Annotated in this window: 30 protein-coding genes; 28 read left to right on the forward strand and 2 right to left on the reverse strand. The window is 60.5% G+C overall.

What is annotated here, in order from left to right:
- Positions 1 to 89 precede the first annotated feature (89 nt).
- Positions 90 to 737, reverse strand: coding sequence for a hypothetical protein (locus CEJ45_RS24680; protein WP_141107046.1), 648 nt, complete (start codon positions 735 to 737; stop codon positions 90 to 92).
- A gap of 249 nt (positions 738 to 986) precedes the next feature.
- Positions 987 to 1,808, reverse strand: a complete 822-nt coding sequence (locus CEJ45_RS23310) for a hypothetical protein (protein ID WP_088757386.1) — start codon at positions 1,806 to 1,808, stop codon at positions 987 to 989.
- On the opposite strand from CEJ45_RS23310, the gene CEJ45_RS23315 reads away from it, so the two are divergent.
- The 28 genes from CEJ45_RS23315 (at position 1,800) to CEJ45_RS23450 (ending at position 25,180) form a co-directional block, all read left to right on the forward strand.
- Positions 1,800 to 2,276 carry a YmfL family putative regulatory protein gene (locus CEJ45_RS23315; protein WP_277622438.1) on the forward strand — a complete coding sequence of 159 codons (477 nt, stop codon included), beginning with the start codon at positions 1,800 to 1,802 and terminating at the stop codon, positions 2,274 to 2,276. The two genes, CEJ45_RS23310 and CEJ45_RS23315, sit on opposite strands and share 9 nt — an antisense overlap.
- Entirely contained in the window at positions 2,273 to 4,957 is a 2,685-nt protein-coding gene (locus CEJ45_RS23320) for a DUF5906 domain-containing protein (protein WP_088757388.1), read from the forward strand. The genes CEJ45_RS23315 and CEJ45_RS23320 overlap by 4 nt, the downstream gene beginning before the upstream one ends.
- A gap of 263 nt (positions 4,958 to 5,220) precedes the next feature.
- Entirely contained in the window at positions 5,221 to 5,514 is a 294-nt protein-coding gene (locus tag CEJ45_RS23325; protein ID WP_141107047.1) for a hypothetical protein, read from the forward strand.
- Entirely contained in the window at positions 5,511 to 6,068 is a 558-nt protein-coding gene (locus tag CEJ45_RS23330; RefSeq protein ID WP_088757390.1) for a DNA-binding protein, read from the forward strand. The genes CEJ45_RS23325 and CEJ45_RS23330 overlap by 4 nt, the downstream gene beginning before the upstream one ends.
- A gap of 258 nt (positions 6,069 to 6,326) precedes the next feature.
- Positions 6,327 to 6,533: a hypothetical protein gene (locus CEJ45_RS23335; RefSeq protein ID WP_088757391.1), complete on the forward strand. Its 207-nt coding sequence runs from the start codon at positions 6,327 to 6,329 to the stop codon at positions 6,531 to 6,533.
- Between the two features lie 56 nt (positions 6,534 to 6,589).
- Positions 6,590 to 7,177 carry a hypothetical protein gene (locus CEJ45_RS23340; RefSeq protein ID WP_088757392.1) on the forward strand — a complete coding sequence of 196 codons (588 nt, stop codon included), beginning with the start codon at positions 6,590 to 6,592 and terminating at the stop codon, positions 7,175 to 7,177.
- A 116-nt stretch (positions 7,178 to 7,293) separates the two neighbouring features.
- Entirely contained in the window at positions 7,294 to 7,809 is a 516-nt protein-coding gene (locus CEJ45_RS23345; RefSeq protein ID WP_082803227.1) for a terminase small subunit, read from the forward strand.
- Positions 7,790 to 9,829, forward strand: a complete 2,040-nt coding sequence (locus CEJ45_RS23350; RefSeq protein ID WP_158214939.1) for a phage terminase large subunit family protein — start codon at positions 7,790 to 7,792, stop codon at positions 9,827 to 9,829. Before CEJ45_RS23345 ends, CEJ45_RS23350 begins: the two co-directional genes overlap by 20 nt.
- 8 nt (positions 9,830 to 9,837) lie before the next feature.
- Positions 9,838 to 10,071 carry a DUF6148 family protein gene (locus tag CEJ45_RS23355; RefSeq protein WP_088757394.1) on the forward strand — a complete coding sequence of 78 codons (234 nt, stop codon included), beginning with the start codon at positions 9,838 to 9,840 and terminating at the stop codon, positions 10,069 to 10,071.
- Positions 10,068 to 11,639 (forward strand): phage portal protein, encoded by a 1,572-nt coding sequence (locus CEJ45_RS23360; RefSeq protein ID WP_088757395.1) that lies wholly within the window; start codon positions 10,068 to 10,070, stop codon positions 11,637 to 11,639. Before CEJ45_RS23355 ends, CEJ45_RS23360 begins: the two co-directional genes overlap by 4 nt.
- Positions 11,640 to 11,691: 52 nt before the next feature.
- Positions 11,692 to 13,122: a S49 family peptidase gene (locus CEJ45_RS23365; RefSeq protein WP_088757396.1), complete on the forward strand. Its 1,431-nt coding sequence runs from the start codon at positions 11,692 to 11,694 to the stop codon at positions 13,120 to 13,122.
- 44 nt (positions 13,123 to 13,166) lie between these two features.
- The gene (locus CEJ45_RS23370; protein WP_088757397.1) at positions 13,167 to 13,541 is read left to right on the forward strand and encodes a DUF2190 family protein; all 375 of its coding nucleotides are present in this window, start codon (positions 13,167 to 13,169) and stop codon (positions 13,539 to 13,541) included.
- A gap of 54 nt (positions 13,542 to 13,595) precedes the next feature.
- The gene (locus CEJ45_RS23375; protein WP_088757398.1) at positions 13,596 to 14,528 is read left to right on the forward strand and encodes a phage capsid protein; all 933 of its coding nucleotides are present in this window, start codon (positions 13,596 to 13,598) and stop codon (positions 14,526 to 14,528) included.
- An 82-nt stretch (positions 14,529 to 14,610) separates the two neighbouring features.
- Positions 14,611 to 14,958, forward strand: coding sequence for a phage tail assembly protein (locus CEJ45_RS23380; RefSeq protein WP_088757399.1), 348 nt, complete (start codon positions 14,611 to 14,613; stop codon positions 14,956 to 14,958).
- Between the two features lie 155 nt (positions 14,959 to 15,113).
- The gene (locus CEJ45_RS23385) at positions 15,114 to 15,299 is read left to right on the forward strand and encodes a hypothetical protein (protein ID WP_088757400.1); all 186 of its coding nucleotides are present in this window, start codon (positions 15,114 to 15,116) and stop codon (positions 15,297 to 15,299) included.
- Positions 15,300 to 15,367: 68 nt separating this feature from the next.
- Positions 15,368 to 16,966, forward strand: a complete 1,599-nt coding sequence (locus tag CEJ45_RS23390) for a phage tail tape measure protein (RefSeq protein ID WP_141107048.1) — start codon at positions 15,368 to 15,370, stop codon at positions 16,964 to 16,966.
- A gap of 12 nt (positions 16,967 to 16,978) precedes the next feature.
- Positions 16,979 to 18,178 carry a DNA circularization protein gene (locus tag CEJ45_RS23395; RefSeq protein ID WP_088757402.1) on the forward strand — a complete coding sequence of 400 codons (1,200 nt, stop codon included), beginning with the start codon at positions 16,979 to 16,981 and terminating at the stop codon, positions 18,176 to 18,178.
- A 2-nt stretch (positions 18,179 to 18,180) separates the two neighbouring features.
- Positions 18,181 to 19,353 carry a phage baseplate assembly protein gene (locus tag CEJ45_RS23400; RefSeq protein ID WP_088757403.1) on the forward strand — a complete coding sequence of 391 codons (1,173 nt, stop codon included), beginning with the start codon at positions 18,181 to 18,183 and terminating at the stop codon, positions 19,351 to 19,353.
- Entirely contained in the window at positions 19,350 to 19,943 is a 594-nt protein-coding gene (locus CEJ45_RS23405; RefSeq protein WP_088757404.1) for a phage baseplate assembly protein V, read from the forward strand. The genes CEJ45_RS23400 and CEJ45_RS23405 overlap by 4 nt, the downstream gene beginning before the upstream one ends.
- Positions 19,943 to 20,410, forward strand: coding sequence for a phage GP46 family protein (locus tag CEJ45_RS23410; RefSeq protein WP_088757405.1), 468 nt, complete (start codon positions 19,943 to 19,945; stop codon positions 20,408 to 20,410). Before CEJ45_RS23405 ends, CEJ45_RS23410 begins: the two co-directional genes overlap by 1 nt.
- Entirely contained in the window at positions 20,410 to 21,465 is a 1,056-nt protein-coding gene (locus CEJ45_RS23415) for a baseplate J/gp47 family protein (protein WP_088757406.1), read from the forward strand. Before CEJ45_RS23410 ends, CEJ45_RS23415 begins: the two co-directional genes overlap by 1 nt.
- Positions 21,456 to 22,052: a YmfQ family protein gene (locus tag CEJ45_RS23420; RefSeq protein WP_088757407.1), complete on the forward strand. Its 597-nt coding sequence runs from the start codon at positions 21,456 to 21,458 to the stop codon at positions 22,050 to 22,052. The genes CEJ45_RS23415 and CEJ45_RS23420 overlap by 10 nt, the downstream gene beginning before the upstream one ends.
- Positions 22,049 to 22,876: a phage tail protein gene (locus CEJ45_RS23425; protein ID WP_088757408.1), complete on the forward strand. Its 828-nt coding sequence runs from the start codon at positions 22,049 to 22,051 to the stop codon at positions 22,874 to 22,876. The genes CEJ45_RS23420 and CEJ45_RS23425 overlap by 4 nt, the downstream gene beginning before the upstream one ends.
- Positions 22,877 to 22,932: 56 nt before the next feature.
- Positions 22,933 to 23,319, forward strand: a complete 387-nt coding sequence (locus CEJ45_RS23430) for a phage tail protein (protein ID WP_088757409.1) — start codon at positions 22,933 to 22,935, stop codon at positions 23,317 to 23,319.
- 73 nt (positions 23,320 to 23,392) lie between these two features.
- A complete protein-coding gene (locus CEJ45_RS23435; RefSeq protein ID WP_241517415.1) occupies positions 23,393 to 23,797 on the forward strand; it encodes a restriction endonuclease in 405 nt (134 codons plus the stop codon).
- A complete protein-coding gene (locus tag CEJ45_RS23440) occupies positions 23,794 to 24,093 on the forward strand; it encodes a hypothetical protein (protein WP_061790738.1) in 300 nt (99 codons plus the stop codon). Before CEJ45_RS23435 ends, CEJ45_RS23440 begins: the two co-directional genes overlap by 4 nt.
- Positions 24,090 to 24,665, forward strand: a complete 576-nt coding sequence (locus tag CEJ45_RS23445; protein ID WP_088757410.1) for a glycoside hydrolase family 19 protein — start codon at positions 24,090 to 24,092, stop codon at positions 24,663 to 24,665. The genes CEJ45_RS23440 and CEJ45_RS23445 overlap by 4 nt, the downstream gene beginning before the upstream one ends.
- The gene (locus CEJ45_RS23450) at positions 24,662 to 25,180 is read left to right on the forward strand and encodes a lysis system i-spanin subunit Rz (RefSeq protein ID WP_088757411.1); all 519 of its coding nucleotides are present in this window, start codon (positions 24,662 to 24,664) and stop codon (positions 25,178 to 25,180) included. Before CEJ45_RS23445 ends, CEJ45_RS23450 begins: the two co-directional genes overlap by 4 nt.
- Positions 25,181 to 25,909: the final 729 nt, after the last annotated feature.

A 25,909-nucleotide genomic window follows, 5' to 3' on the forward strand; every position in this document is an offset into this window, starting at 1 on the left:
CAGGATCAGGGCAGCGCTGTTCTGCTGCAAGTGAAGTCATGGATGCAGCTTAAATTCTGGCAAACGCTGTCTTGACGGATGGGTCCACTTTACACCACAAGAGCAAAAAGATATAACAACATCGCAACGCCCAAAAAACCCAGGCCCGTAAAAGCATATGGTTTTAAGAAGAAGCCAATGGTCGCAAGAGAACCGAGATTTGTGCACGCAGAGGCGGTTTCCCCTTTTATCTTTTCGGATAGCCACTCATGGTGAGTTAGCTTGTTAAAAAAGACCTTGCTTAGGAGCACAGTGAAAATGCTGCCTAGAACAAACATCTTGAATGTTTCTATATCGATAACAGCGGCCCAGTTAATGTTGGCGATCGAGCCTCGAAAAAAATACCTAATTAAGACGTGATCTACGACAGCGTAAGTAGTGATCCAGCAAAGCCAATTTGGAGCCAGCTTTTCTGCGATGACAATTGGTGCCTGACGCTTAATTATTTTTATTTTAGTTTGAAACCACTCAGCGACTTCATAAGCGACTCGAAGCTTTAAGGACTTATTTTGAGGTTCAGGGGCAGGTGGTACTACTTGCGTAGGAGAAACTAGTATTTCGTCGTCCTCTTTGCTGCTAGATGCCAGATTGGCGGGGCTTTGTTCTGGTGTAGTAATGTCTTGCGGCGGCGTCAGAGGTTCATCTTTGGTGGCGACCTCTGTCTCTGTCGCGCTAGAAGTAGAGGAATTTTTTGTCATAGATTTTTTCCCATATCAATGTTTTTGTTATCTATATTTTGCCATTCGCATGAATTCTCGTCACTTGAAAATTTCTTGTGAAAGAGGGCTTTGGCTTCCTACTGATAAAGATTGCTCTTTTGGGCGACAGAAATTTTGATCTAACTTTCATGCCGCAGAGGCGAATCTTTCTCCTGTGCTGTGAGGACATCCAGATGGGGGGCCACTCCAAAACAGGATTTCGGCGTGGAAAAGGGAGATAGCCTAGGGCTAGCTTGATTTTTGAGAGGACGAGGTAGCTTCCCGTCCACTCCGTCGCCAATTAAGGTAGTATTCCACCTGCTGAACCACCTTTTTTGACCTTGCAACCGTACTGAAAAGACGACGCAAGCCATTCTGGATAAGGGTTTCAAGAGAATGGCCGGGAAAAAGAGAAAAATCTCCTGCCCCCGCAACCACCGATATAGACGGCCCGGCTACTTGCTTAAGTAGCTGGGCCGTTGCCATTCTGGCCCACACTTGGTTATCTTCCCTCACCTCCAGCTGGATCGAGCCAAAGATATCGCCCAGGATCTTCCTGGCCATCAGTGGGTTCTCCCGCAGCGCATCCGTCAGGTTCATCAGGACCTCATTGAAAATGCTGCCGACATTGGGTGTGCGTGCTGCCTCACTTGCTGCCTTGAGTGCAAGCCGGCGCTGCAGTGCGCTACGATCATTTTCCAAAGCTTTCAGCTTGGAGGCCAGCGCCTCCGAGGCGCCGACCATGGTAATGGCGTCAATCACTCGCCCGATCTCGGCTGTGAGCTGGGTGATCCGTTTGGTAGCTTGGGCCACATCTTCAGTCGAGCCAGTATTTTCTATCAGCAACTCTTCAAAAGCCTTTTCGAACTCGGCGGCAGCCACCGGTGACAGCAGCTCTGCCCGGATAATCGAAATGAGGCGCTTCTCAACCAGGTCTCTTGGGATGGAGAAGCCTTTGCACACGGCCGGGCCGCGATCCTTCTCCCTCGCGTTGATTTTCTGATGGGGCGAAGCATAGCCGGTGAGAAGAAATCTCAAAACCACAACTGAAGGGGAATCGTTGTGAATCAAAGGCAGGCATTGCTGGGAATGATCAAGGCATTCCCAGGCGGATGGGACAGTATGGCCGCCGCGATGGGGATGACCCGTGACGCGCTCGAAAATCGGGTCTATGAGCGGCGCGGTCAGTCGGTCAGCCTGGATCTCGCAGTGCAGATGCAAAAGACCTCGGGCACGACATTGCTGGCCCAGGCAATCGCCACCGATGCCGGTGGCGTTTTCTATAAGCTGGTTGAGCCGGGCAGCGTGGATCGTGAGGAGTTGCACAATAAGTTCCAGGAGCTGTACCAGGAGCTCGGCCGCCTCTCGCAGCAATACGTGGAGTTCACCTCCGATAACAAGATCGACAAGCGGGAGCGCTCGCAGCTTGAAATCACTGCAGATGATATCCACCAGACCGTGCGCGAGCTGGTGGGCTTGATGTTTGCGATCTACTGCCCGGCAGAGGGTCGCGATGCAGCAGAGGGACGCCAGGCATGAATTTTGAGGCTGAAGTCATCGCTCTGATGAGAGAGCATCAGCTGCCAGAACTGCCAGTTGGACATCCCATCTTCAATTCGAAAAAGGTCTTGCGCTTCGGCCCGAAGAAAAAGGGCTGGTACTCACTGCGCAAGTTCACGCTGAAGTCCGGCAAGGAAGTCGTCGCTGGCTACTTCGGTATCAATCGCGGCAGCAATCACAACACTGTCCCCGTCCGTATCGAGTCGGAAAGATTCTCGGCCGAGGACGTGGAAGAGTATAAGGAGCGCCAGCGTGCCTTCGAGGAGAAGGCTGCTGCTGATCGTGCCAATGCTGCACGCCTGGCCGCGAACCGCGCCAAGAGCCAGTGGTCAGCGGCCGTCGAAGATAATGCTGGAGCCCATCCTTACCTGGTGCGCAAGGGTGTCGTCGCCGAAGGTCTGCGCGTCGATGGTGAAGGGCAACTCCTGGTGCCGATGCGGCACTATTCCCATGAAGGCGGGCGCCTGGTCGGCCTGCAGAAGATCTCGCAAGGCGGCGAGAAGCGCTACAACAAGGGCCTCGACAAGATCGGCGCCGGCTTCCTGCTCGGTGTCGCCCTGGGTGCGCCAATCATCGCAGTCGGAGAAGGCTATGCGACGTCCCAGTCGGCGCGCATGGGTGCCGCCTTATCCGAAAAGCATAGCCACGATCTGCCGGTCATGGTGGCCTTCGACGCCGGCAACATTCTCCATATCGCCCGTAAGCTCCGGGCGGACTTCCCTGATGCGCACCTACTGTTCCTCGCGGACGATGACTTCCAACTGGAGCTTCGTTACGAGGAGCGGCTGCGCGAGGACTTCGGCATCGGGCCGCCGCCGGCCATCGATGGCGAGTGGCGGAAGGTCAAGACCGCTCGCGGCGACCTGGCCGAGATCTGCGCGGACTATCGCTTTGATCGCCAGTCGGTCGCCTATCTGCATGTCGAGATCCGGTGCGGGCGCGTCATCAAAGAGATTCGCTTCGAGAACGCCGGCCTGGCTGCTTGCCATGCTGCGGCCTTCGAGGTCGGCAACGCCTCGGTCGTGAAGCCTCTCTTCCGGGATCGTGGTGAAGAGAAGCTGACCGATTTCAACGACCTGCACCTGGCCGAAGGCCTCGAGGCGGTCTCCGAGCAGATCTCCGCTGCCATCATCGAGGCGATTGCTCCGGAGGTGCCAGCACGCGAGGCGGTCGCGGCCGGCCCTCGGCTTTCCCTTGTCCCCCGCTCCCCCGAGGAGGAAAGTCGGACGGGGGCTCCCGCCCCCGAAGGGCAAAAGCAACGAAAAAGCAAGTACGACGCGGCGCCTGGTAAGGATGGCGAAGCCTTGGCCGCCGGTGGCGGGCGTGGGGGTAGGGGAAAAGGCAAGGCCAAGGGTGATGGCGATGAGCCTGATCCCGAATACTTGGAGAAGTGGCGCTACCTGGTCGATAACTTCGTCCTGCTGTACGGCACCAGCACTGCCTGGGACCGTGTCAGCAAGATGCAGATCGAGATCACGGCCCTGCGACTGGCCTATGGCAATGACGTGGTCAAGGGCTGGCTCAACACGAAGCGCCGCCAGATGATCAACATCAAGAACCTCGTCTTCGATCCGACCGAAACCGTCGATGAGGTCACGCACGTGAACATGTACGACGGCTTCGACGTCGTTCCGAAGAAGGGCCGGTGCGAGAAGATCCTGGAGCTCCTCAAGCACCTCTGCAACAACGATGAGGTGATGTTCGTTTGGGTGCTGAAGTGGATCGCTTATCCGCTCCAGCATCCAGGCGCGAAGATGGCCACGGCAATCATCATGCATGGCGATGAGGGCTCGGGGAAAAACCTGTTCTGGGAAAAGGTGGTCCGCCAGATCTACGGCCAGTATTCCTGGGTGATCGGGGATGCCGAGCTGGAGAGCCCCTTCAATGAGTGGGCCTCGCGCAAGCTCTTCCTGGTCTGTGATGAGGTGGTCACGCGCAATGAGCTCAAGCAGCTCAAGGGCCGGATGAAGAAGATGATCTCGGGCGATGAGCTGCCGATCAATCCGAAGAACCTGTCCGTGCGGTACGAGGCGAACCACATGAATTTCGTCTTCCTGTCCAACGAGCTGCAGCCGCTCGCCCTGGACAAGACCGATCGCCGCTACCTGGTGCTCTGGACGCCGCCCAAGCGCGAGAAGGAATTCTATGCCGATGTCGGCAGAGAGCTTGATGACGGCGGCATGGAGGCCTTCTTCCACTACCTGAAGCACGAGGTCGATCTTGACGGCTTTACGCCGCATACCGAGCCGATCATGAATGAGGCCAAGCAGAACCTCATCGATCTAGGCCTTTCGCCTTCCGAGCGCTTTTACCGTGAATGGGCTGACAAGGCGCTGCCGGTCCCCTTTATGACATGCAGCTCACAGCAGCTGTACAGCGCTTTTCAGCGATGGTGCACGCTTAGCGGTGAGCGATACACGCCAACCAAGACTCGATTCGGTTCTGAGGTGAAGCGCATTGCTGGCGATGCTCTGCGGTCGCAGGTCGTGAAGTATGAGTTTGGTGAGGTGGCCAAGCAGCGTACCGTCTATCTCATCGGAAAGCCACGAGAAGACCAGGATCTGCAGGATTACGTCCAGAACGCTTGCGACATGTTTGAGAAGGATCTGCGCCGCTATCGCCACGTGTATGACCAGCCCGAGGAGAAAGTTAACAGTTAGCCCTTCACATCGGCCGCAACTATCAACACGCTGAAAGCCGCATGAAATCTGGCTTTATTGACAGTGTGAACAGTATGAACAGATTTTTAAGGTGCCTTCATGTGTGTGCGTGCGCGCACGTGCGAGGGGAGCAAATGTCACTGCGCCCTGGATATCAATTTTTACTCTTCACACTATTAATACTGTTAACAAACTCAATAAATATAAGGGTTTCAGCGTGTTGACAGTCATGTTGGCGGTGTGAAGGGTAGGAAAGGCAAGCGATGAAATCACGTGAGGCAATGCCGAAAGTGGCCGCCTGGATCGATCTTCTGCGGCAGACCTTTGGAGAGGCGGAGATCAATGAGCAGTTGCGGAAGGGTGTGCGTGGCGAGCCGGTCTTCTTCGCCAGTGAGGGAGGCCATGAAATTGGAACACCGCTGCCACCGGCAGTCGGGGCAATCAGAATTGACGCTGCTGGCAATCGATATGCCGAGGATTACGTCAGCGGCCAGGGTGGAAGTGATTTGAAAATTGGGCCGGGCAAGTCCGGTGAACATCAAGCGAGGGAAAAATGAACTACGAATTCGGGCTCGATATCAACGACCTGTTCCGCAATGAGCATGAGGCGCTGACCTTTGCCTTTAACTTCCAGAGCCAGCAGTACCCGCTGTCGCCCATGTCCAAGCTCGGAAGCCTCGAGGCATTGGGGCAGGGTAAGGGGCTGGTCTCCGTAGATGGCGCGGCACAGGCCGGCATCATTCGTAAGCGTTTGGACCGTCTTGCGGATGCCCGTCGTCACTGCCTGGTGGCTCGGTTTTCGACGAAATACGAAGAGTGCCCTTGCTGCAAGGGATCCCGGCCGCTGCCAGAGTGGCGCGAGGCGATAGTCTTCTTGCGGGAGTGGTCTGCGTTCCAGGTCTCGGGCCTGTCCTTCGCAAATGTCAGAGAGGCGATCATCATGAATTACTTTGACAAAAAAGTCTCGGTGACCGACGCGGCAGATCGCGTGCACATGAATCTGCGGACCGCGCGTCATCATCAAAAAAAGATCCAGGACAAGCTCAAGGTGTTGGAGCTGGAGGCACTCGGCGAGATCCGGGCAGCTCTGGAGTTATCCACAGCCGATTAAAAAAAAGCTTGCTTGCCAAATCGCGGCAATATATAGTCCGTTTCCGATACACGTCAAAAGTCCGTAAAAACCGCGCAAGCATCCGCTGCGCGGTTTTTTTTCGCCTGAATTATTGGCGAGGCCGCCGCCATACGCGGCCACCAACAACGAACTGCAGACGTCCAATATTCAGCTTTCCGAATCAGCGCGCCGGCCCGGAAGCTTCCGTTGCCGGCGCTCTTTATTTTCGAGATGCTTATGGAAACGCAGAAAGCTCCAATGCTCAAGATCGTCAGCGATGGCAATGGAATGGGAACGCGCCTGGTCATGCCGGACGGTACGCCCGTGCCGGGTGTGACCCGCATCGAACTGCGGCCGATCATCGCTGACAACAAGGTCGAGGCCGTTATTACCTGCGTCGGCATCTGCCTCGACATCGATGTCTCAGGTGAGTTCGTGCAGCAGCTGCTCACCGAACCGGATTAGCCTGATCTCGACGCTCTGCAGGTGCAGACGTCTGCAACCTACATTGAGGAATTTTGATGATCTTCGCCTCGGTCAAGCATGATCTGCTCGCCAATGCTCTGAAGTTCAAGAAAGCCGGCAAGCAGCTCCCCTTTGGAATTGCGAAGGGCCTGACTGCAACAGCGAAGGATGCCCAAGCTGCTCTCGGGAAGGCGCTGCCGGAAAACCTCGATCGCCCGACCCCATTCACCATGAAGGCGTTTGGCGTTGAGCCGGCCACTAAGCAGAAGCAGTACGCGAAGGTGTTCATCAAGGATGATCAGGAGAAGTACTTGCAATACCAGGTGGCGGGTGGTACGCGCACGCCAGCTCGGCGTGTAGTCGTCGTGCCGAAAGGCGTCAGGCTGAACCAGTACGGCAACATGACGCGAGGCGCCATCAAAAAGCTGCTGGCTCGGAAGGATGTCTTCAGTGGCAAGGTCAAAGGTGTCGCAGGAATCTACCAGCGCAAGGGCACGCATGTGCAACTGATCGTCAGCTATGCGGACCGCGTGCAATACAAGAAGCGATTCCCGTTCGGAGAAATTGGACAGGCCGCCGTCAAGGCGAGTTCTGCGAAGAATCTGATCGCGGCCATCGACGCGGCCCTGGCCTCGGCCCGGTAGGGCGGGTGTTGCTCGGGTGACACTTTTTTCAAGGTACTTCCAGGGCCTCGGCTGGCGAGGGTAATTCGCGCCCCGATTTCGCACTACTTACAAATTTTTCCCTAGGGGGTTATGTGATGGATCTGGAGGCCAAGACGACCCAGGCCGCGTTCGGCGCGCTGGTCGGAATCAGCCAGCCAGCCGTCAGCGAACTCCTTACGCGCGGCATTCTTCAGCCCGGTGAGCCGGCTGGCGTGTGGCTGAAAGCGTATTGCACGAACCTGCGCGAGCAGGCCGCCGGGCGTTTCGCCGCTGGTGAGCTGGATCTCGCCACCGAGCGGGCCGCGCTCGCACGCGCCCAGCGCGAAAAGGTGGAGATGCAGAACGCGGTCACGCGACGCGAGCTGGCGCCGGTCGCACTACTGGAGCAGGTGCTCTCGAAGGTCGGCCGGCAGATCGCCGGCATCCTGGAAGCGGTGCCGGTGCAACTGAAGCGGCGCTCCCAGCTCTCGGCGGATGATCTGGACTTCATCACGCGCGAGCTGGTCAAGGCGCGCAACCATGCGGCCGCCATCAAATTAGCGGACCTCGACGATGAAGACGACAGCGAGGCCGCAGAAAGCGACCTCGAAGATGGATCTGAAGGAGATTGAACGCGCGATTGCAGCAGGCCTGGAATCGCTGGCGGCTGTCGAGCCGATGAGGCTATCGGAATGGGCCGCCAAGAATTTTTACCTGTCGGCTGAATCGTCCTATGTCGAGCAGGCGTGGGAAGCGTACCCCTACCAGGTGGCCATCATGGACGCGATGTCCAATGATGAGATCGAGGAGGTGACCTTCATGAAGTCGGCCCGGGTTGGCTATACGAAGATGATCCTAGCGGCGGTCGGCTACTTCGCCGAGCACAAGCGGCGCAACCAGGCGCTATGGCAACCGACAGACGACGACAGCGACGAGTTCTGTAAGACCGAGTTGGAGCCGATGCTGCGGGACGTGCCCGCGATGATGAAGGTATTCCCGAGCTTCCAGGCCAAGAGCAAGGCAAACACCTTGCGGCAGAAGAAGTTCCTGACTTCGGTCCTGCACTTGAGGGGCGGCAAGGCCGCGAAGAACTATCGGCGACTGTCGGTGGACGTATCGATCCTGGATGAGGTGGACGGCTTCGACCAGAACGTAGAGAAGGAGGGCAGCCCGATCACCCTGGCGCGCAAGCGCATCGAGGGCGCGACCTTCCCGAAGCTGATTGGCGGATCTACCCCGAAGCTGAAGGGGCTCTCACTGATCGAGGCGCGGCATGACCAGGCCGACCTGCAGTTCAAGCGGCACATCCCCTGCAAGCATTGCAGCGAGATGATCACCCTGCGCTGGGGTGGCAAGGATAAGTCCTTCGGGATGAAGTGGATCAATGACGATCCGTCGACCGTGATGCACATGTGTGATCTGTGCGACGGGCAGATGACCCAGGCAGACTATCTTGAGGTGTGGGGGCAGGGCCGCTGGATCGCGCAGGACGGATCCTACATCGATGACGGTGATGGCAGCTTTCACGCGCAGGATGGCGCCCGGATCCCGGTACCGAAGAAAGTGGCCTTCCATGTTTGGACGGCCTACAGCCCGCAGACCAGCTGGGCGCAGATCGTGGACGAATTCTTGTCGGCGCAGCGCAAGGCCAAGGCCGGCGACAAGTCGGAGCTGCAGACCTTCGTCAATACGACGCTGGGCGAAACTTGGGAGGAGGATGTCGAGAAGGCTGACATCCATGCGCTGATGCAGCGTGCAGAGCCGTACCCCCTTCGCGTGGTCCAGATGGGCGGCCTGGTACTGGTGGCGGGGATCGACGTCCAGGACAACCGCTTCGAGGTGGTGGTTTGGGCGGTTGGACGCGGCGAGGAGATGTGGGTTGTCGACTACATGGTCCTGGCGGCGAATCCAGCGGTACCTGCTGACTGGGAGAAGCTGTCCTTCTATATGGAGACGCGGTTTCAGCACATGGCGGGCGGGACGCTGGGCGTCGAGGGGTACACCATCGATACCGGTGGCCACTTCACGCACCAGGCCTATGCCTGGGCGCGGATGCAGCAGGCGAAGGGTCGGCGCTGCTTTGCAAGCAAGGGTGACTCTCGCCTCGGCGGGCCCGTGAAAGGGCGTTCGTCTCTGCAGGACGTGAACTATGCAGGCAAGGTGATCAAGAGCGGCATCAAGCTCTGGCTGGTGGGCACCGACACGGCAAAGGATCTGATCTTCGGGCGGTTGAACGTGACGCAGTCGGGGCCAGGATGCCTGCACTTCTCGCAGGATCTGCCCGCCGAGTTCTACCACCAGCTGACAGCCGAAGCACGCGTCAAGGTGCGCACGGTCTCCGGTGAGCAGTATCGCTGGGTGCCGCTACGCAAGCGCAACGAGGTGCTGGACTGCACGGTCCTGGCCATGTTCTCTGCGCACATGCTGGACCTGCACCGCTATACCGAGCGGATGTGGGAACGCCTGGAGGCCGCAGTACAGCCTGCAGTCGCTGACATGTTTGCATCGCCGCCACCGGCGCCCATGGCATCGGCCGGTCCGGCCGAGTCGATAGAAATCAACAATCCACCCGCGCGGGTGCAAGTACCTGCACCGATGCCGCCGCCGTCCTCTGGCGGGCGGCGGGTCCGCTCGCGCGGGATTGAACGATAGGAAACGATATGTCCGGTATCACTCTGGATCAGGCCCAGGCCCAGCTGGCCGCATGGCTGGCCGCCAGCCTGGCCGTCTCGCAGAACCAGGAGTACACCATCGGTACGCGCAAATTGCGCCGCGCTGATGCCGCCGTGATCAAGGAACAGATCACCTACTGGCAGGGCATGGTGGCTCAGCTCTCGGCCGCTGCCTCCGGGCGCCGCCGCAGTCTGAACATCAGCTATGGTGTGCCGCGATGAGCGCCCGAGGCAAGTTGGATCTCGCGCCCAACGTGATCGATAAGGTCGTGTCGTACTTTGATCCCGTCGCGGGCACGCGCCGAATGCAGGCACGCGCACACATGGCGATCGCGGGATCTTATGTGGGAGCAGATCGCAGTCGGCGGAGCTTTCGCAACTGGTTCACCTCGGGCAAGAGTGCCGACGAAGACCTGCTGCCGGATCTTGCGACGCTTCGGGAAAACTCGCGAGATCTGATCCGTAATGCTCCTCTGGCCGGTGGCGCGATCAATACCGTGGTGACCAACGTCGTCGGGACCGGGCTGGCTATGCGGCCCGCCATCGATGGCGAGGCCCTCGGAATGAGTGAAGAGCAAGTGCAAGCGTGGCAGCGATCGGTCACACGCGAGTATCTGCTTTGGGCTGAGAACCCGCTGGAGTGCGACTCGACTGCCACACAGAACTTCTACGATCTGCAGGATCTTGCCTTCCGCTCGGCGTTGATCAACGGCGACGCATTCGGGGTACTGCCATCGAACCAGGTGGCGCACTGCCTCTATGCGACGAAGGTGCAGGTCATTGAGGGTGATCGTGTGATGACGCCCCCGGACTTGGTCGGCAAGGGCAACGTCTTCGGCGGGATCGAGCTGGACGACTTTGGCGCGATGACCGCAGTGCATGTCTGTGATCAGCATCCGGGCAGCGTGCGGATCGGGAAGAAACCGACCTTCACACGGATCGCCGCACGTGGCTCGCAGACCGGGCGCCGGAATGTGGTACATCTGTTCAAGCGCTTGCGGCCGGATCAGCACCGTGGGGAGCCGTATTTGGCGGCGGTGATCGAGCCGCTCAAGCAGTTGGACCGCTACACCGAGGCCGAGATCATGGCGGCCGTCATCTCGGGGATGTTCACTGTCTTCATCGAACATGAGGCGGACCAAGATCAGCCGGCTCCGATCTACGATGACAACAAAGAGAAGGCGGCACCGGAGCTGGCGCTCTCGTCGGGTGCGATTATTGACCTGGCAAAGGGCGAGAAGGTGAACACGGCTAATCCCGGCCGGCCGAATGCCCAGTTCGATCCGTTCGTGATGGCGATCCTCCGCCAGATCGGCGTCAATCTGGAGCTGCCGTTCGAAGTGCTGATCAAGCATTACACGGCCAGCTACAGCGCGGCGCGGGCGGCAATGCTGGATGCCTGGAAGTTCTTCCGGGTGCGCCGGGCCTGGTTGGCGTCGAACTTCTGCCAGCCGATCTATGAGACCTGGCTTGCCGAGGCGGTGGCCATCGGCCGCATCAGCGCGCCTGGGTTCTTTGCGGATGCCGGATTGCGCCGTGCTTGGTGCCAGGCGGTGTGGCTGGGCGACGGTCCCAGCAGCCTGGACCCGCTGAAGGAGGCCAGCGCCATCGAGAAGCGTGTCGATATCGGCGTGACGACGCTGGAGGAAGAAGTGGCGGCCTACGACGGCGGCGACTGGGAGACCAAGCACAAGCAGCGCGTGAAGGAACAGCGGATGCGCCGCGAAGGCGGTCTGCTGGATGCGGCGCCGAGCACGCCGCCGCCGGATTTGCCGCCGGATCCAGATTGATTCTTGAACCCTGACGGGCCTCGCATTGCGGGGCCCTTTTTACTTCCAAGCCATGAAACTGATCGAAATCCTCACCAGTCCCTGGGCGATTCAGCCGGAAAAGCTGAGCGAGATCCAGGGCATCTACGCCACGCATCTGCGAGGCGAGAAGATCGACATCGAGGCCATCGAAGCGCGGCTGAATCGGCCGCTGTCGAGCGAGCAGCAGGATTACGAGATCCGGGATAACGGTGTCGCGGTCCTGTCGGTGGACGGCGTGATCGCGCCGAAGGCCAATCTCTTCACCCGCGTGAGCGGAGGCGCGTCGGCCCAACTGCTGATCAAGCAGGTCGAGTCGGCCATCGCCGACCCGCGCGTGAGCGGCCTGGTGCTGGCGGTGGACTCGCCTGGTGGCAGCGTGCTGGGCACGCCCGAGCTGGCCGCCACCATCCGCGAGCTGTCGGCCGAGAAGCCGATCGTCACCGTCTCCGAGGGCACGCTGGCCAGCGCTGCGTATTGGTTCGGCTCTGCAGCCAACGCGGTCTACATCAGCGGCCCGACCGTCAATGTCGGCAGCATCGGTGTGGTGATGACGCATGACTACAGCCCGCGCGCGACCGGTGGTCAGGCCACCGAGATCACGGCCGGCCGCTATAAGCGGATCGCCTCCAGCGTGGCCCCGCTGACGGCTGAAGGCAAGCAGTACCTGCAGGACCAGGTGGATCACATCTACTCGGTCTTTGTGGATGCCGTGGCCGATCACCGGGGCGTCGCTGCCGAGGACGTGGTGCAGCACATGGCCGATGGTCGCGTGTTCATCGGCCAGCAGGCGGTGGACGCCGGCCTGGTCGACGGCATTGCCACCGTGGACGCCATCGTGCAGCAGATGGCGGCCGATGCAAACCAGTTTTCAGCGCGTCGCGTCGCTCAAATCGCGGCGAAATCCAATACTGCAGCCGGCGCCGGTGGTGCGCTGGGCGGCAGTACTTCTCCAACCGTGGCCAGCGCCGGTGCTGCGAAGAGCCACGATCCCATCCATGAGGAAAATGAAATGCCCGATCCCGTTGCAACCGTTCTGACCCGTGAAGCGCTGGAGCGCGATCACGCCCCGTTGTATGCGCAGCTGCGTACCGATTTCATGGCCGAGGGTGCCGCCAGCGAGCGCCAGCGCATCCTGGGCATCGAGGCGCACTCGATGCCGGGCCATGAGGCCCTGATCTCGACCCTGAAGGCGGACGGCAAGACCACCCCCGACCAGGCCGCTGCCCAGGTGCTGGGCGCCGAGAAGACGAAGCTGGCTGCGATGGCGACCAATCTGAAAGGCGATGCACCTGATCCGGTGAAGCCGACCGACGATCCGCAGGCAACCTCGGCGAAGAAGCCGACCCATGAGGCGATCGCCGCACGTGCACAGGAGATCGTGACGGCAGAAAGCAACGCCGGTCGCCGCATTTCCTATGCCCAGGCGGCGGCCCGCGCCAACAACGAACTGTCCGCAGCCTGATCAGCGGACGGCCTACTTCCTCCAATTCATCGAAAGGAACCGCAATGCGCGTCCCCAATACCGTACTCAACTACGCGGCCGAAACCGCCCTGGCCAAGTTCCGCATCGTCTGCTACGGCGCCACCGATGGCTCTGTGAAGCAGGCGGCGGCCTCCACCGATCTGATGATCGGCGTCACTGAAGGCTTTACCTACGCTGCCGGTGATCGCGCCGACATCGTGCGCAGCGGCCCGGCCGAGATCGAGTTCGGCGGCCCTGTTACCCGTGGCCAGCCGCTGACCTCGGACGCAGTCGGCCGCGCCATCGCCGCTGCTCCGGCCGCCGGTGTCAACGCTCGGATCATCGGCTATGCCGAGGTCTCGGGCGTCCTGGGCGACATCGGCAGCGTGTATGTCGGCGCCGAGATGATCCAGGGCTAAGGCTTCCTGGTCCCGTTCGCCTCTTTCATTCCCATTCCAATTTAGGAGCAAAGCATGAGTGCAGCAGCACCGTTTCCCATCAATCCGGCGGTCATTCGCGCGATCGTCATTGCCTACAGCAACACCAAGCTGATCGCCGACTCGGTCATGCCGCGTGTGCCGGTGGGCGCCCAGGACTTCAAGTACATGCGCCAGAACATGGCGGACCAGTTCACCGTCCCCGAAACTCGCGTGGGCCGCAAGAGCGCCCCGAACCAGGTGGAGTCGATCGGTGACCTGATCCCGGCCAGCGTGTTCGAATACGGCCTGGACGAGGTCGTGCCGGTGGTGGACATCAAGAACGCCCCCGACGGCGTGGATCCCATCGCCAACGCGGCGGAGTTCGTCATGAAGCTGATCCTCCTGGATCGCGAGGTCCGCGTGGCCAATACCGTGTTCGCGCCCGCCAACCACGTCAACAAGCTGACCCTGTCGGGCACCTCGCAGTGGTCCGACTACAGCAACTCGGACCCGATCACGGCGCTCCTGACCGCGCTCGATGTGCCGGTGATGCGTCCGAACGTGATGACCATCGGTCGTGCCGCCTGGACCAAGTTGATCCTGCACCCCAAGACCATCGACTACGTGAACGGCAAGGGCGGCATGTCCGGCGGCGTTTCGCGCCAGCAACTGGCCGATGCACTGGAGCTGGATGAGATCCAGGTGGGCGAGGCCTTCGTCAACACTGCGAAGAAGGGCCAGACCGCGAGCTATCAGCGTGCCTGGGGCAAGCACTGCGCGCTGACCTACCGCGAGACGCCGACCGAGGCGAGCCGCTCCACCACCTGGGGCTTCACTCCCCAGTTCGGCGAGCGCATCTCGGACACGATCTACAGCAAGGACTTCGGCGGCCTGGAAGGCGGCTACAAGACTCGTGCTGGCGAGCGTGTCACCGAAGTGGTGAGCGCCCCGGACCTGTCCTACTTCTTCCAGAACGTCGTGGCGTAAGCGGCGCGCCTGGACGCAACCGAACGGCCCGACCGCCGGTCCTGTGCAGACGTCTGCACCATCGCCCACACTGCCGCCTTCCATGGGCACGCCGGCATCGGCGCCGGTGGGTGATGGCACCGCCCCGGTGCCCGCAGGTAGCATCACGGTGGTGCAGGAAGATCGCTACGACCTGGCGTTCCCGATCAAGGCGGCGGACGGTTCCGATATCACCTTCCTGAAACTGCGCCGCCTGAAGGCGAAAGAGATGAAGGGCGTTGATCCGAAGACTTCGGATGGGAAGTTCGGTGGTGCGCTGAAGTTCATCGCGGAGATGAATGGCTTGCCGGCCGATACGCTGGACGAGCTGGACGCGGTCGATGTGATCGAGCTGGTGGGGAAGGTGGCGCCTTTTTTGGTACGTGGCACTGGCGTGATGCCATCGGCCTGATCGCGCACTTCTACCACTTTCCGCCGAGTGAGATGTGGGAGATGGATAGCTGGGAGTTGGACTTCTGGGCCAATGAGGCCAGTGAGGTGATCAAGGCGCAACAGCGGCTGCAGGGTTCGTCTTGACGGCCGGGGGACCTTTGCTAGAATGAGTGCATGGATGACACCACTCAATCTCCCAAAGCGAAGCCGGACCTCAAAACGGGCCTGATCGGCCTGTTGGCCTTCGGTGCTGGTGGCATTGCGCTTGTTCCGGCAGTGCTCGGTTTGATTCTGATCGCCAGTATCGCTTGGATCGGTCTGCGCTTTGTGATCGGCCTCTTCGGCATCCTCTTCTCCTGACGTAACGCAACTTTGACAGCCCCGCCTGGGAAACCCGGCGGGGCTTTTCTTTTGCCCGCGAGAATCGAATGGGAACGCAACAGACAAAAACGGAGCTGGTGATCTCGGCCATCGACAAGGCCTCGACCACCCTCAATGAGATCGGCGCCAAGCTGGAAGGCATGATCAAGCCGGCCGGCGATCTGCACTCGGCCTTTGGCAAGCTGTACGACGCCACGGGCCTGGGTAAGGTCAAATCCGCGGTCGGCGCACTGTCCAAGTCTCTCGTGGGACTGGCCGTCACTACGGTCGGAATCGGTGGTGTGTACGCCGGTACGGTGGGGGAGATCATCCACTTCGGGGTCGCAGCGGCCGAGGCCGCTGACACTGTCGGCGACCTGGCCGAGAAATACCAGATCAACGCCCAGCGCCTGCAGGTGTTCGGTGAGCTGGTGAAGGAGGACGGCGGCACCATGGAAGACGCGGCCGCCGCCATGGGCAAGCTGAAAAAGGCGATGGGCCTGGCGCTGGCGGGCGGGAAAGAGCAGCAGCAAGCCTTCGCGGGCGTCGGGATCTCGATGGCGCAGCTGAAGGGGATGAAGCCGGAGGAGGTGATCGAGCGCATGGCCGATGCCTTCAAGGGATCTAATAAGGACATTGCCAAGCAGGCGGTCCTGCTGGAGCTGATGGGCAAGTCCGGCGAGATCATGATGGGCACGATGAACCGTGGTGCTGATGGTATCCGCGAGAAGTATGAACAGATGACGGCGGATGGCCGGATCTTCACGGATGACCAGCTGCAGCAGGCCGATTCGTTCGACAAGATGTGGAAGCGACTGCAGGGTACCTTCGAGGGCATCAAGAACTTCCTCGGTCTCAAGCTGGCCGAGAAGGTGCAGCCGATGTTCGAGAACATCCAGAAGTGGACGGTGGCCAACCGTGGCCTGATCGAGAGCAAATTCGACGCCTTCCTGGAGAAGCTGCCGGCGATCATCGAGATCGGCGTGCAGTTGTTCCAAGGCCTCTGGCAGGTGACGCAGAAGGTCGGCGCAGTCTTCAAGTCGCTCAATAGCGCCTTCGGGCCGACAGTCTCCACGCTGTTGATGCTGGGCGGTCTCATGTCGCCGGTGTTGCTGGCCTTCGGGCAGTTGGGATGGGCGCTGGGTGTGGCGGCCGTCAAGTTGAGTGTCTTCGCCTGGACCATGTTGCCGGCAGCGATGAGCGGGCTGCAGGCGCTGTGGGGCGTAATGCTTGCCAATCCAATCGGGCTGATGATTGCGGGTGTGGTCGCCTTTGGCGTGATCATCTACAAGAACTGGGACAACATCGTTTCCTACGTCAGCGGCGCATGGGATCGGATCAAGAGTGTCTTTGATGTCAACTTCTTCAGCGGGATGATCCAGGTCTGGCTGGAGGGATGGCAGGCGCTGGCCAACGGCATCCTGGGGATCCTGAAGACGATCTTGCCTGACCGATTGATGCCTGACGCCATGAAGGACTTCAAGTTCACCTTTGCCACCGACCGGGCCAGCAATATCACGGCCGCCCAAGCCGCCAGCGCCGGCAAGACTGAGGTGGGCGGCACGCTCAAGATCCAGCTGGAAGGCGCGCCGGCGAAAGTGACCGAGCTCAAGCGTGCCGGTAATGCGATGGACATCGATGTCACGGCCGGCCTGGCCATGATGTAAGGGAGAAACCACATGGCATGGCGAGATAACTTGCGCCAGGCGAGTTTCCGAGGCGCGAAGTTCAACGTCGACGGATCCAGCCTGAGCGCCGGCCGCCGCATTGCGCGGCACGAATATCCGCAGCGCGACATTCCCTATGCGGAAGACATGGGACGGCGGGCACGTGAGTACAAGGTCGATGCCTTCGTGCTGGGCGACCCAGCGGGTGACAACGACTACATGGTGCCCCGCGACGCCTTGATCGCCGCGATCGAGAAGGCGGGCCCTGGCCAGCTGGTGCATCCGTACTACGGCACGGTCTCGGTGACCGTGTTCGGTGAGGTGCAGATCACCGAGTCATCGCGCGAAGGCGGGATGGCAAAGTTCTCGATCACCTTCCTCGAGGCGGGAAAGCAGGAAGAGCCGAAGACCTCGGAGGACACCGAGGCCAAGCTCTCCGAGCAGGTCGGCGTGTGCGATGCGTCCTTCGAGAAGGATTTTGCTGACAACTTCTCGGTGGACGGGCTGCCGGATTTCGCGGTCGAGGATGCCCAGGGGCAGGTCGATGGCCTCATGTCGCTGCCGGATGTCGATCTCGGCGCATTGGACTGGATCCGGGCGGATCCTACGTCGGTGCTCACGTCACTGCTGCCTGAGAACCTGCGCAGCAGCCTGGATGCGCCCCTGTCGCTGGCAAAGGGCGTGCTCGGGCTGATTGGTGGTGCGCAGCGCTGGCTCTCCTTCTTCAGCTTCTCCGAGGGGCTGGCGTCATCGGCCTCGGCCGTCAACGCGACAACGGCGTCACGAATCGCGGTGGTGCGCAATCAGACGGCATTCAGTGACCTGGTACGCGGTGGCGCTACGTCCAACCGGATCTATGAACTGGCCACAACGCAGCCGGCAACGACTACGGAGGCGCAGGTGCTGCGCTCGGAGATCGTCCAGCGGGCAGACGCCATCCTCTTCTCGGACAAGGTCAGCCAGGCCACTAGCCAGGCGGTGGTGCAGCTGCGCACTGTAGCCCTGCAGCACTTGGCCAGCAACACGGTCGCGCTGCCGAGCCTGGTGTCGGTGACGCAGCAGCAAGTCCGGCCCGTCGTCGTGCTGGCGCATGACTTCTACGGGGACACTTGGTATGCGCAGGGAAGGGCGGATGACCTGGTCAGCCGCAACTCGGTCGCGCATCCCGGCTTCGTGCCGGCCGGGCGCCGCCTTCAATTTGTTTCGGAGTGACGATGGCAGATTCCAATTTGCTGACCTTGCGGGTCGACGGCCAGATCTATGGTGGCTGGAAGGGCATCAACGTGCGAACCAGCATCGAGCAGTTGGCCGGTAACTTCGAGCTGGCTCTTACTGAGCGCTGGCCAGAGCAGCCGGTGGACTGGGTGATCGCCCCTGGCGAGCTCTGCGAAATCCTGATCGGAGACGACGTGGTGATCACGGGTTACGTCGATGTCGTGTCAGTGACGTATGACCAGGGCAGCCACGAGATCAAGGTGACGGGCCGGGACAAGGCCGGCGACCTGGTGGATTGCTCGGCACCGACAACGGCCTTCGCTGGGCAGACGCTGGAGCAGATCGCCGAGGCGCTCTGCAAGCCCTTCGGCATCACGATCTTCGATGAAACGGTGAGCGGCAAGCGCCTGAGCACCAAGCAGAAGAAGGCGGGCAAGAAGGGTACGCCGCCCAAGAAGACCCGGGTGAGCGGTAAGGTGCCGCGCCAGGCTTGCCAGGCCGGCGAGACAGTCTTCCGGACACTGGATAAGCTGGCCAGGACCGAAGGCGTGCTGTTCGTGTCCGACCGCGAAGGCGGCCTGGTCATCACGCGCGCCGGGCTGGGTGGCGAATGCGAGACGGTCCTGCAGCACGGCAAGAACATCCTGCAGGCTTCGTTCGAGAACAGCCACGCGGCACTTTTCAGCGAGATCACTGTGCAGGGGCAGACCGGTGCACCGGGCGCGGATCGCTTCGACGTGGTCCATGCCTCCCCCAAGGGCGCCGTCAAACGCGCGCCGTCGAGTAAAACCGGGAACAGCCAGATCGGCCGCTATCGTCCGCTGATCATCGTGGCGGAAACGCAGGCCGATGCCGCCCGCTGCCAGAAGCGCGCCGAATGGGAAGCGTCCAACCGGGAGGCGAAGGCGCGCAAGGTGACCGTGACGGTGCAGGGCTGGCGGGAGGAAGCAACCGGCGAGCTGTGGGAGATCAACAAGATGGTCCGGATCCAGTGCCCCTGGATGCGCCTGGACGACTGGTGGTTGATCTCCTCGGCGAACTTCAAGCTCGATGAGGCCGGCTCCACAACGGTGCTGCAGCTGGTCTCACGCAATGCCTTCGACCAGCTGCCCGAGATCCCGGATCCTGCCGGCGGCGCGGCGCAAAACCGTTTCAAAGTGTTGGGGAAATGATGGACATCTTGGCATTAATCAGAGAAACGACCGCTGACTTCAAGGCAAAGATCAATCTTATGCTGGGCCGAGGCATCGTCAGCAAGGCCAACGATGGCGGCGCGATTCAGCTCATTCGGGGCAAGCTGATGGACGGCGAAGATTATGACCAGATGGAGCGCGTGCAGCAGTACGGCCTCACCTCGGTACCGAAGCCTGGCGCGGAGTTCCTTTCGACCTTTATCGGCGGTAACCGGGACCACTCAGTGATCGTCGCGGTGGATGACCGGCGGTACCGCTTGCGTGGCCTGAAGGACGGTGAGGTGGCGATCTACGACGACCAGGGCCAGAAGGTTCACCTCACTCGCACCGGCATCGTGATCGATGGAGGTGGCAAGCCGATTACGATCCAGAACGCACCCGAGGTCGATATGAATACGCCGATGGTCAAGATGGCCGGTGACCTCAAGGTGACCGGCAGCATCTCTGCAGACGGCGATATCAGCGACCACGGGAACAAGAAGATGTCCTCCATGCGCGCTGTCTACAACAACCACGACCACAGCAACCCGGAAGGTGGACGGGTCGGGAAGGATCAGGGCCAAATGTAATGGACATCGAGATCTTTTGGGACGCCGCCAATCATCGCGGCGACATCGCTGTGCTCAACGGTGACTTGGCCACAGATCATGACATCAAGACGGCAATCCTGATCTCGCTCTTCAGCGACCGGCGTGCGGAGGATGACGACCCCTTGCCTGACGCCAGCTCGTCGAAGCGCGGCTGGTGGGGTGACGCCCTGGGCGGTGCCGGCGAAGGGCGGCGCATTGGCTCTCGCCTCTGGCTGTTGGCGAGGGAAAAACAGCTGGCAGAGGTGGTGGCGAAGGCGAGGGAATACGGGCAGGAGGCACTGCTCTGGCTCGTCCAGGATGGAGTCGTCGATTCTGTCCAGGTCGATGCGCAGGTCGTGCGCCAGGGCTGGCTTGGTCTTGGCATCACGGTCACACGGCCGAAGAAGGCGCCGGCCAAGTATCGCTTCGACTTCGCCTGGTCGAATATCAATCAAGGGAGGATGTAATGCCATTTGACAGGCCAACTCTGAGAGAGCTGGTAACGCGAGCGCTCGCCGATATCAACGGCCGGCTCACCGGTGCCGAGGCCCGGCTTTCGGTGGCCACGCTCAATGTACTGGCCGTGGTGCAATCCGGTGCGGTCGACGGGCTGCATGGCCATCTGGACTGGCTCGCGGATCAGCTGATGATCGACCGCTGTGATGAGGATCACTTGGCACGGTACGCCAGCATCTGGAAGGTGCCGCGAAAGGCGGCGGCGCCGTCAGTCGGCTCCGCCTTGGTGAACGCCTTTGCGGCCTTGACGGTGCCGGCCGGGATGCTGATTCAGCGTCAGGACGGAGTGCAGTACAAGACCTCTGCTGCGGTCAATCTGGCCGTGGGCGCCGGGTCGCTTCCGCTCGTTGCCGTGGTGGCTGGAACTGCGGGCAACACGGCAGCAGGCGTGGGGCTCAAACTCGTCACGCCCATCGATGGCCTGGATAGCAGCATGACCGTGGGCCCTGCCGGCATCACCGATGGCACCGAGCAGGAAGCGGTCGATGCCTGGCGAGCTCGCTTGCTGGAGCGCATTCAGCAGCCACCAAACGGCGGCACCAAATCGGACTATGAGGCTTGGGCGCTGGAGGTGCAGGGCGTCACACGGGCATGGGTTTATCCGGGCGAGATGGGAGCCGGTACCGTGACGGTCCGCTTCATGCGCGATAACGATGTTTATCCCATTCCTGACGCCGCGGCCGTGTCGGCTGTGAAGGCGTATCTGGATGCGAAGAGGCCGGTAACTGCGGAGCTTTATGTAGCCGCGCCAATCGGGGCGCCGATCAATTTCCAGTTCACCCAGTTGACCCCGAATACGGCTGCTACGCGCGAGGCGATCCGGGCCGAGCTTGTCGACCTGTTACGGCGGGAGGCGATCCCCGGCGGCACGGTCAAGCTCTCGCACATGCGGGCGGCCATTAGCTCGGCTGCTGGAGAGGATGACTATGCGCTGGCGGCGCCGGCAGCGGATGTGATCAACCCGGTCGGAAGCATTAGCACGTTGGGGGTGATCACATGGCCATGACCGCTGAACATTACCAGGCTCAACTGCTGGAGCTGCTGCCGTCTGGCCCTGCATGGTCCCGAGATCTGGATACTGGCCTGGCCAAGCTGCTCTTGGCCAAGGCGGATGAGCTGGCCAGGGTGGACGGCCGGGCAGACCAGTTGATCGAGGAGGCCGACCCTCGCACCACATCGGAGCTGCTCTCGGATTGGGAGCGCGTAGCAGGTCTGCCCGACGAGTGTATGGATCTGGCGCCAACGCCCGACGAGCGGCGCCAGCGCCTGCACCAGAAGCTGGCATGGCAGGGCGGGCAGTCGGTCAACTTCTTCATCAACCTGCTTGAGGTGCTCGGCTATCCGGGCTGCACGATCACAGAGTTTCGCCCTTTTCGGGCGAACTCCAGGTGCAACGCTTCACTGAATCAAGGCGGGTGGCGATTTGCCTGGCGGATCAATGTGCCGGGCAGCGTAACCATTCGCGCCATGAACGCGACCAGTCCATGCAGCGCGCCGATCCGCCGGTGGGGTGATTCCTCGCTGGCCTGCATTCTGGCGCGCTACCGGCCGGCGCATACCATTTTGTACATTTCCTATGGAGCTGCAGCATGAAGAGAATCTCTACGGCCACGAAGGTCGTTGACAAGTTTGGCGCGAACAAGCCCGGCTTCACCAATGGCAACGCTGTCGCGGGCGTGCCCGCGACCGACCTGGAGAGCGATTGGTTTGATCACGTGCAGGAGGAAATCAGTCGTGTCATCGAGGCTGGTGGAGGTGTAGTCGATGGCTCGTCCTATACGCAACTGCTCACTGCGATCCAGAGCCTGATCGGTTCTCTCTCGATCCGCCAGTATTCCATCACTGCGCTGCCGACCGCCGATGTCGGACCGATCATCGTGAAGGAAGTCTGCGAGGTGTGGCGGTGGTCGGCCAGTGCCTATTTCACAGGCTATCGCAGTCCGCTCTGCGGTCGACCGATGGATGGGCATACGACAACCCCGCTGGCGTCTGAGATCAGCGCCGTTGGCGGGACGTTGAGCAAGACGGCCTATGCGGGTCTGTGGGGCTATGCCCAAGAGAATGGCCTTGTGTTGACCCAGGCGAACTGGACTACCAACATCGGCGGCCACTATTTCGTTGATGTCGATGCGGCTACCTTCCGAGTTCCGGATTTGCGCAACGTGTTCCGTCGTTACAGCGGCACCGATGCCGACACCTTGGCTGCCCGCGCTCTCGGTTCGTATAAGGCCGATACCCTGAAGTCCCATGTCCACGGCCTCGGTGGAAACGGAGCGTGGGTTGATGCCAGCGGGACCTATGCTGTAAATGCAGGAGGCGCGACTGTGAACTTGTCCCGTTCTACGCTAACAGGCGCGGCAGGTACCGCTGAAACGGCGCCTCGGCACACTGCATTCAACCCAGTCATCCACATTTGATCGGTATCTCCGGGTGATCAATGCTCGCCCGCTATCCAATTTCTTAAAGGAAAGTAATGAGTTCGATAATCGTCTATCAGGCAGATGCGCTGGGATTCTTCCTGTACCCGACCCAAGCCTTTGAGCTGCCTCTGCAGCCTGGTGATTTCAATATTCCCTATGGCGCTTTGATCGAGGAGCCGCCGGCAGCGTCGCCTGGATTCGTGGCCCGCACCAGCGAGAGTGGATGGCAGCTGGTGGAGGATCACCGTCAAGACCGTCTCTTCTACGAGCTGCAACCGGCCGCTGGTGATGAGCTGGCCATCTTCGCGGAATACACCACCGGCAGCCAAGTGGTGGTCGATGGTCAGACACTGCGCTACGACGGCGGCGGCCCGGTGCCGGCCTGGCTGATATCGCAGCTGCCGGAAAAGGGGCGGCTGCTCGTCCCGCTGCTGGAGTGATCTTCCGGCAGTGCAGACGTCTGCATAACACGGCCGCCGTATGGCGGCTTTTTCATTTCTTTCGGGGACATACATGCCAGAACCAACAACAGGGGCAGTGATCGGCGCCGGCTCGGGGGCGTTTGCCGTCGGCACTATCACCATTACAGGGTCATTCCTGGGACTGCAGTACGAGATGCTGCTGGCAGGGCTGGCCGGTGGCCTGGCCATGCTCTCCAGCCTGCCTCCAGTATCTCGCCCACGGGCGGTCATGATCCTGATCACCAGCGCGCTCATGGGGGGCTACGTCGGCCCCATGCTGCACGCCTGGGCGATCCAGTCGGATGCGTTCGCCTGGTCCGGGAAATACTCCGAGGCCACGCGCCTCTGCAGCGGCTTCCTGATTGGGGCAAGTTCGCAGACAGTGATTCCGCTGGCACTGGGCTGGATGCGTACCAAATTCGGAGGGGGCAATATCAACCAGGAGCCTTCCAAATGATCAAGATCCTGCTCGCTACCGACTACCTGCTGGTCGTCAACTTCCTGGCCAGCCTCGCGCTCTTCCTCCACTGCGTCTTCGCGCTGAATCGAATGAACCATCGCAGCAATCACCTGGTGCGTGCGTGGTACGTCATCTCGGCCGTGGGCGCATTCGGGGTGATCACCGGGCCCCTGTACGGCTATATCAGTCCGCAGCCGGCCGAGGTGATCTCGAACGTCGGGGTGGCCGGCCTGTTGGCCGGTGGGTGGATCTATCGCAACCGTCGTGCAACTGATATCGGAGAGCCAAGATGATACTCACGCTTGCCCAGCTCCAACGCATCATGCCCGCTTCCACGCGGGCATCGTTGTTTTTGGAGCCCCTCAACGCAGCCATGCAGGAATTCGGGATCGATACGCGCCTGCGCATGGCGGCCTTCCTGTCACAGATCGGCCACGAGTCGGGCCAGTTCCACTTCATGGAGGAGCTGGCCAGCGGCGCCGCCTATGACAACCGGGCAGATCTCGGAAACACCAATCCGGAGGCGATCCGGATCGCGGCCGCCCACGGCTCGACGCCCGGCCGGTTCTGGAAAGGTCATGGTCCGATCCAGATCACCGGCTACCACAACCACCTGGCCGCGATGCTGGCCCTCCACGTGGATTGCGTGGAGCAGCCGCGCCTGCTGTGTGAGCCGGTCCACGGTTGTCGCGCTGCTGGCTGGTTCTGGTCGGTCAATGGCCTGGCCAAGTGGGCCGATGCCGGCGACATCGATGGCGTGAGCGACCTGGTCAACCGGGGCAAGAAAACGGTGGCCATCGGGGACGCAAATGGCTTTGCCGAACGTAAGGCCATCTATGAGCGTGCGCTGGAGGTGATCCCATGAACCGGCTTCAGACCGTCGCGGCCGCCCTGGGCGCTGTGCTGCTCGCCCTCTGTCTGGGCCTGATTGGGGGCTACCTGTGGGGTGGCCATCGCCAGGCGCAGATCGACGAGGGCAGGGCGGCTGAGGTCAGTGAGCAGCATGCGCTTGCCTTAGCCAGCGCCACCGAACGATACCGAGAGGCTGAACGTAGTGGCCAGCAGGCCGTCGCTGCGATCACGGCCGCTGCACAACAGGAGAAAGAGAATGCAAAGAAGCAAATGGATGTTTTGCTCGGTGAGCTGCGTGCTGGCGCTGTGCGCCTGTCAGTCGCCGTCGACGCGGCTAGTGCAGCCGCCGCTGCCCAAGCTGCCGCTGCTGGGGATCGAGAAGCGCGAGCCTACCTTCTGCCAGCGGCTGCTGGGCGAATTCTCGATTTCGCCCTCGAAGGCGATGACCTCGTGCGGGACCTCAACGCCTGCGTCGACAAGTACCACCGTGCAGAGCAGATGATCAGCGACATACATATTGAGAATTGACGCGGATCTGTTTGTAGCTTTCTTCTGGCGGTACCTGCGCTATGCCCCTGGCCTATGTAGGGCAATGGGCATAGCTTATTTAATAGAGCCAGTCGAATTTGAGGGAATTATAGGCCTTAGCTTGTTTCGTGGCTTTATCGGCGAGAGCCAATAAATGGCGAAGTCGTGCGTTCGAAAGAGCCTATTTTTCTCCCGTGATCGAGCAGATCAGATATTCCTTTGCAACGAAAATCGTTCTGATGCCGTTGTAACCGTCATTTAGTCGGAATTCGGTTGTCCCATTGCTGAGCATGATGGTTCTGATCGAGGAGCTCGTTGCTTCTTTGACTGTAATGACGCCTTGCGGATTGGTGCACGTCAATTGGCAGCCTGAGTATGAACAGTTACGCACGACATCGCTCACCGGCGGAGCAATATTGTTCTGCGCGAAGCAGCTGGAAGCTAGACCAGTAAAGAGTAAACCTAATATCAAGCGTTTCATTTGACTTTTTATAGTTGATTTGAGGAAACTTAATGTATCAGAAATTTCTTACACCTTGAAGAAAACTTTCCCTTTTCTTGCGGCGCCTGAGCATAGTCCCAAGAAGTAGATGTTCATTCAATATGTTGTGCCGAGAAGGTATAGCTGGGAAGCAGTAAAGTGGACCCCGAATTTGAGACACTGATTTAAGCTGTCGTCCTGGAAGGGATGACGAGAATGAGTGAAGCAAAGAAGAAGCGAAATAGCTA

Origin of the sequence: Herbaspirillum aquaticum (assembly GCF_002213425.1) — a bacterium.
In the GTDB taxonomy this organism is placed as follows: Bacteria; Pseudomonadota; Gammaproteobacteria; order Burkholderiales; family Burkholderiaceae_D; genus Herbaspirillum; species Herbaspirillum aquaticum.

Excerpts from the sequence above, each read along its gene's own strand:
- CEJ45_RS24680 (WP_141107046.1), bottom strand. The coding sequence starts at position 737 with ATGACAAAAAATTCCTCTACTTCTAGCGCGACAGAGACAGAGGTCGCC.
- CEJ45_RS23320 (WP_088757388.1), top strand. The coding sequence starts at position 2,273 with ATGAATTTTGAGGCTGAAGTCATCGCTCTGATGAGAGAGCATCAGCTG.
- CEJ45_RS23325 (WP_141107047.1), top strand. The coding sequence starts at position 5,221 with ATGAAATCACGTGAGGCAATGCCGAAAGTGGCCGCCTGGATCGATCTT.
- CEJ45_RS23330 (WP_088757390.1), top strand. The coding sequence starts at position 5,511 with ATGAACTACGAATTCGGGCTCGATATCAACGACCTGTTCCGCAATGAG.
- CEJ45_RS23335 (WP_088757391.1), top strand. The coding sequence starts at position 6,327 with ATGCTCAAGATCGTCAGCGATGGCAATGGAATGGGAACGCGCCTGGTC.
- CEJ45_RS23340 (WP_088757392.1), top strand. The coding sequence starts at position 6,590 with ATGATCTTCGCCTCGGTCAAGCATGATCTGCTCGCCAATGCTCTGAAG.
- CEJ45_RS23345 (WP_082803227.1), top strand. The coding sequence starts at position 7,294 with ATGGATCTGGAGGCCAAGACGACCCAGGCCGCGTTCGGCGCGCTGGTC.
- CEJ45_RS23350 (WP_158214939.1), top strand. The coding sequence starts at position 7,790 with ATGGATCTGAAGGAGATTGAACGCGCGATTGCAGCAGGCCTGGAATCG.
- CEJ45_RS23355 (WP_088757394.1), top strand. The coding sequence starts at position 9,838 with ATGTCCGGTATCACTCTGGATCAGGCCCAGGCCCAGCTGGCCGCATGG.
- CEJ45_RS23360 (WP_088757395.1), top strand. The coding sequence starts at position 10,068 with ATGAGCGCCCGAGGCAAGTTGGATCTCGCGCCCAACGTGATCGATAAG.
- CEJ45_RS23365 (WP_088757396.1), top strand. The coding sequence starts at position 11,692 with ATGAAACTGATCGAAATCCTCACCAGTCCCTGGGCGATTCAGCCGGAA.
- CEJ45_RS23370 (WP_088757397.1), top strand. The coding sequence starts at position 13,167 with ATGCGCGTCCCCAATACCGTACTCAACTACGCGGCCGAAACCGCCCTG.
- CEJ45_RS23375 (WP_088757398.1), top strand. The coding sequence starts at position 13,596 with ATGAGTGCAGCAGCACCGTTTCCCATCAATCCGGCGGTCATTCGCGCG.
- CEJ45_RS23380 (WP_088757399.1), top strand. The coding sequence starts at position 14,611 with ATGGGCACGCCGGCATCGGCGCCGGTGGGTGATGGCACCGCCCCGGTG.
- CEJ45_RS23385 (WP_088757400.1), top strand. The coding sequence starts at position 15,114 with ATGGATGACACCACTCAATCTCCCAAAGCGAAGCCGGACCTCAAAACG.
- CEJ45_RS23390 (WP_141107048.1), top strand. The coding sequence starts at position 15,368 with ATGGGAACGCAACAGACAAAAACGGAGCTGGTGATCTCGGCCATCGAC.
- CEJ45_RS23395 (WP_088757402.1), top strand. The coding sequence starts at position 16,979 with ATGGCATGGCGAGATAACTTGCGCCAGGCGAGTTTCCGAGGCGCGAAG.
- CEJ45_RS23400 (WP_088757403.1), top strand. The coding sequence starts at position 18,181 with ATGGCAGATTCCAATTTGCTGACCTTGCGGGTCGACGGCCAGATCTAT.
- CEJ45_RS23405 (WP_088757404.1), top strand. The coding sequence starts at position 19,350 with ATGATGGACATCTTGGCATTAATCAGAGAAACGACCGCTGACTTCAAG.
- CEJ45_RS23410 (WP_088757405.1), top strand. The coding sequence starts at position 19,943 with ATGGACATCGAGATCTTTTGGGACGCCGCCAATCATCGCGGCGACATC.
- CEJ45_RS23415 (WP_088757406.1), top strand. The coding sequence starts at position 20,410 with ATGCCATTTGACAGGCCAACTCTGAGAGAGCTGGTAACGCGAGCGCTC.
- CEJ45_RS23420 (WP_088757407.1), top strand. The coding sequence starts at position 21,456 with ATGGCCATGACCGCTGAACATTACCAGGCTCAACTGCTGGAGCTGCTG.
- CEJ45_RS23425 (WP_088757408.1), top strand. The coding sequence starts at position 22,049 with ATGAAGAGAATCTCTACGGCCACGAAGGTCGTTGACAAGTTTGGCGCG.
- CEJ45_RS23430 (WP_088757409.1), top strand. The coding sequence starts at position 22,933 with ATGAGTTCGATAATCGTCTATCAGGCAGATGCGCTGGGATTCTTCCTG.
- CEJ45_RS23435 (WP_241517415.1), top strand. The coding sequence starts at position 23,393 with ATGCCAGAACCAACAACAGGGGCAGTGATCGGCGCCGGCTCGGGGGCG.
- CEJ45_RS23440 (WP_061790738.1), top strand. The coding sequence starts at position 23,794 with ATGATCAAGATCCTGCTCGCTACCGACTACCTGCTGGTCGTCAACTTC.
- CEJ45_RS23445 (WP_088757410.1), top strand. The coding sequence starts at position 24,090 with ATGATACTCACGCTTGCCCAGCTCCAACGCATCATGCCCGCTTCCACG.
- CEJ45_RS23450 (WP_088757411.1), top strand. The coding sequence starts at position 24,662 with ATGAACCGGCTTCAGACCGTCGCGGCCGCCCTGGGCGCTGTGCTGCTC.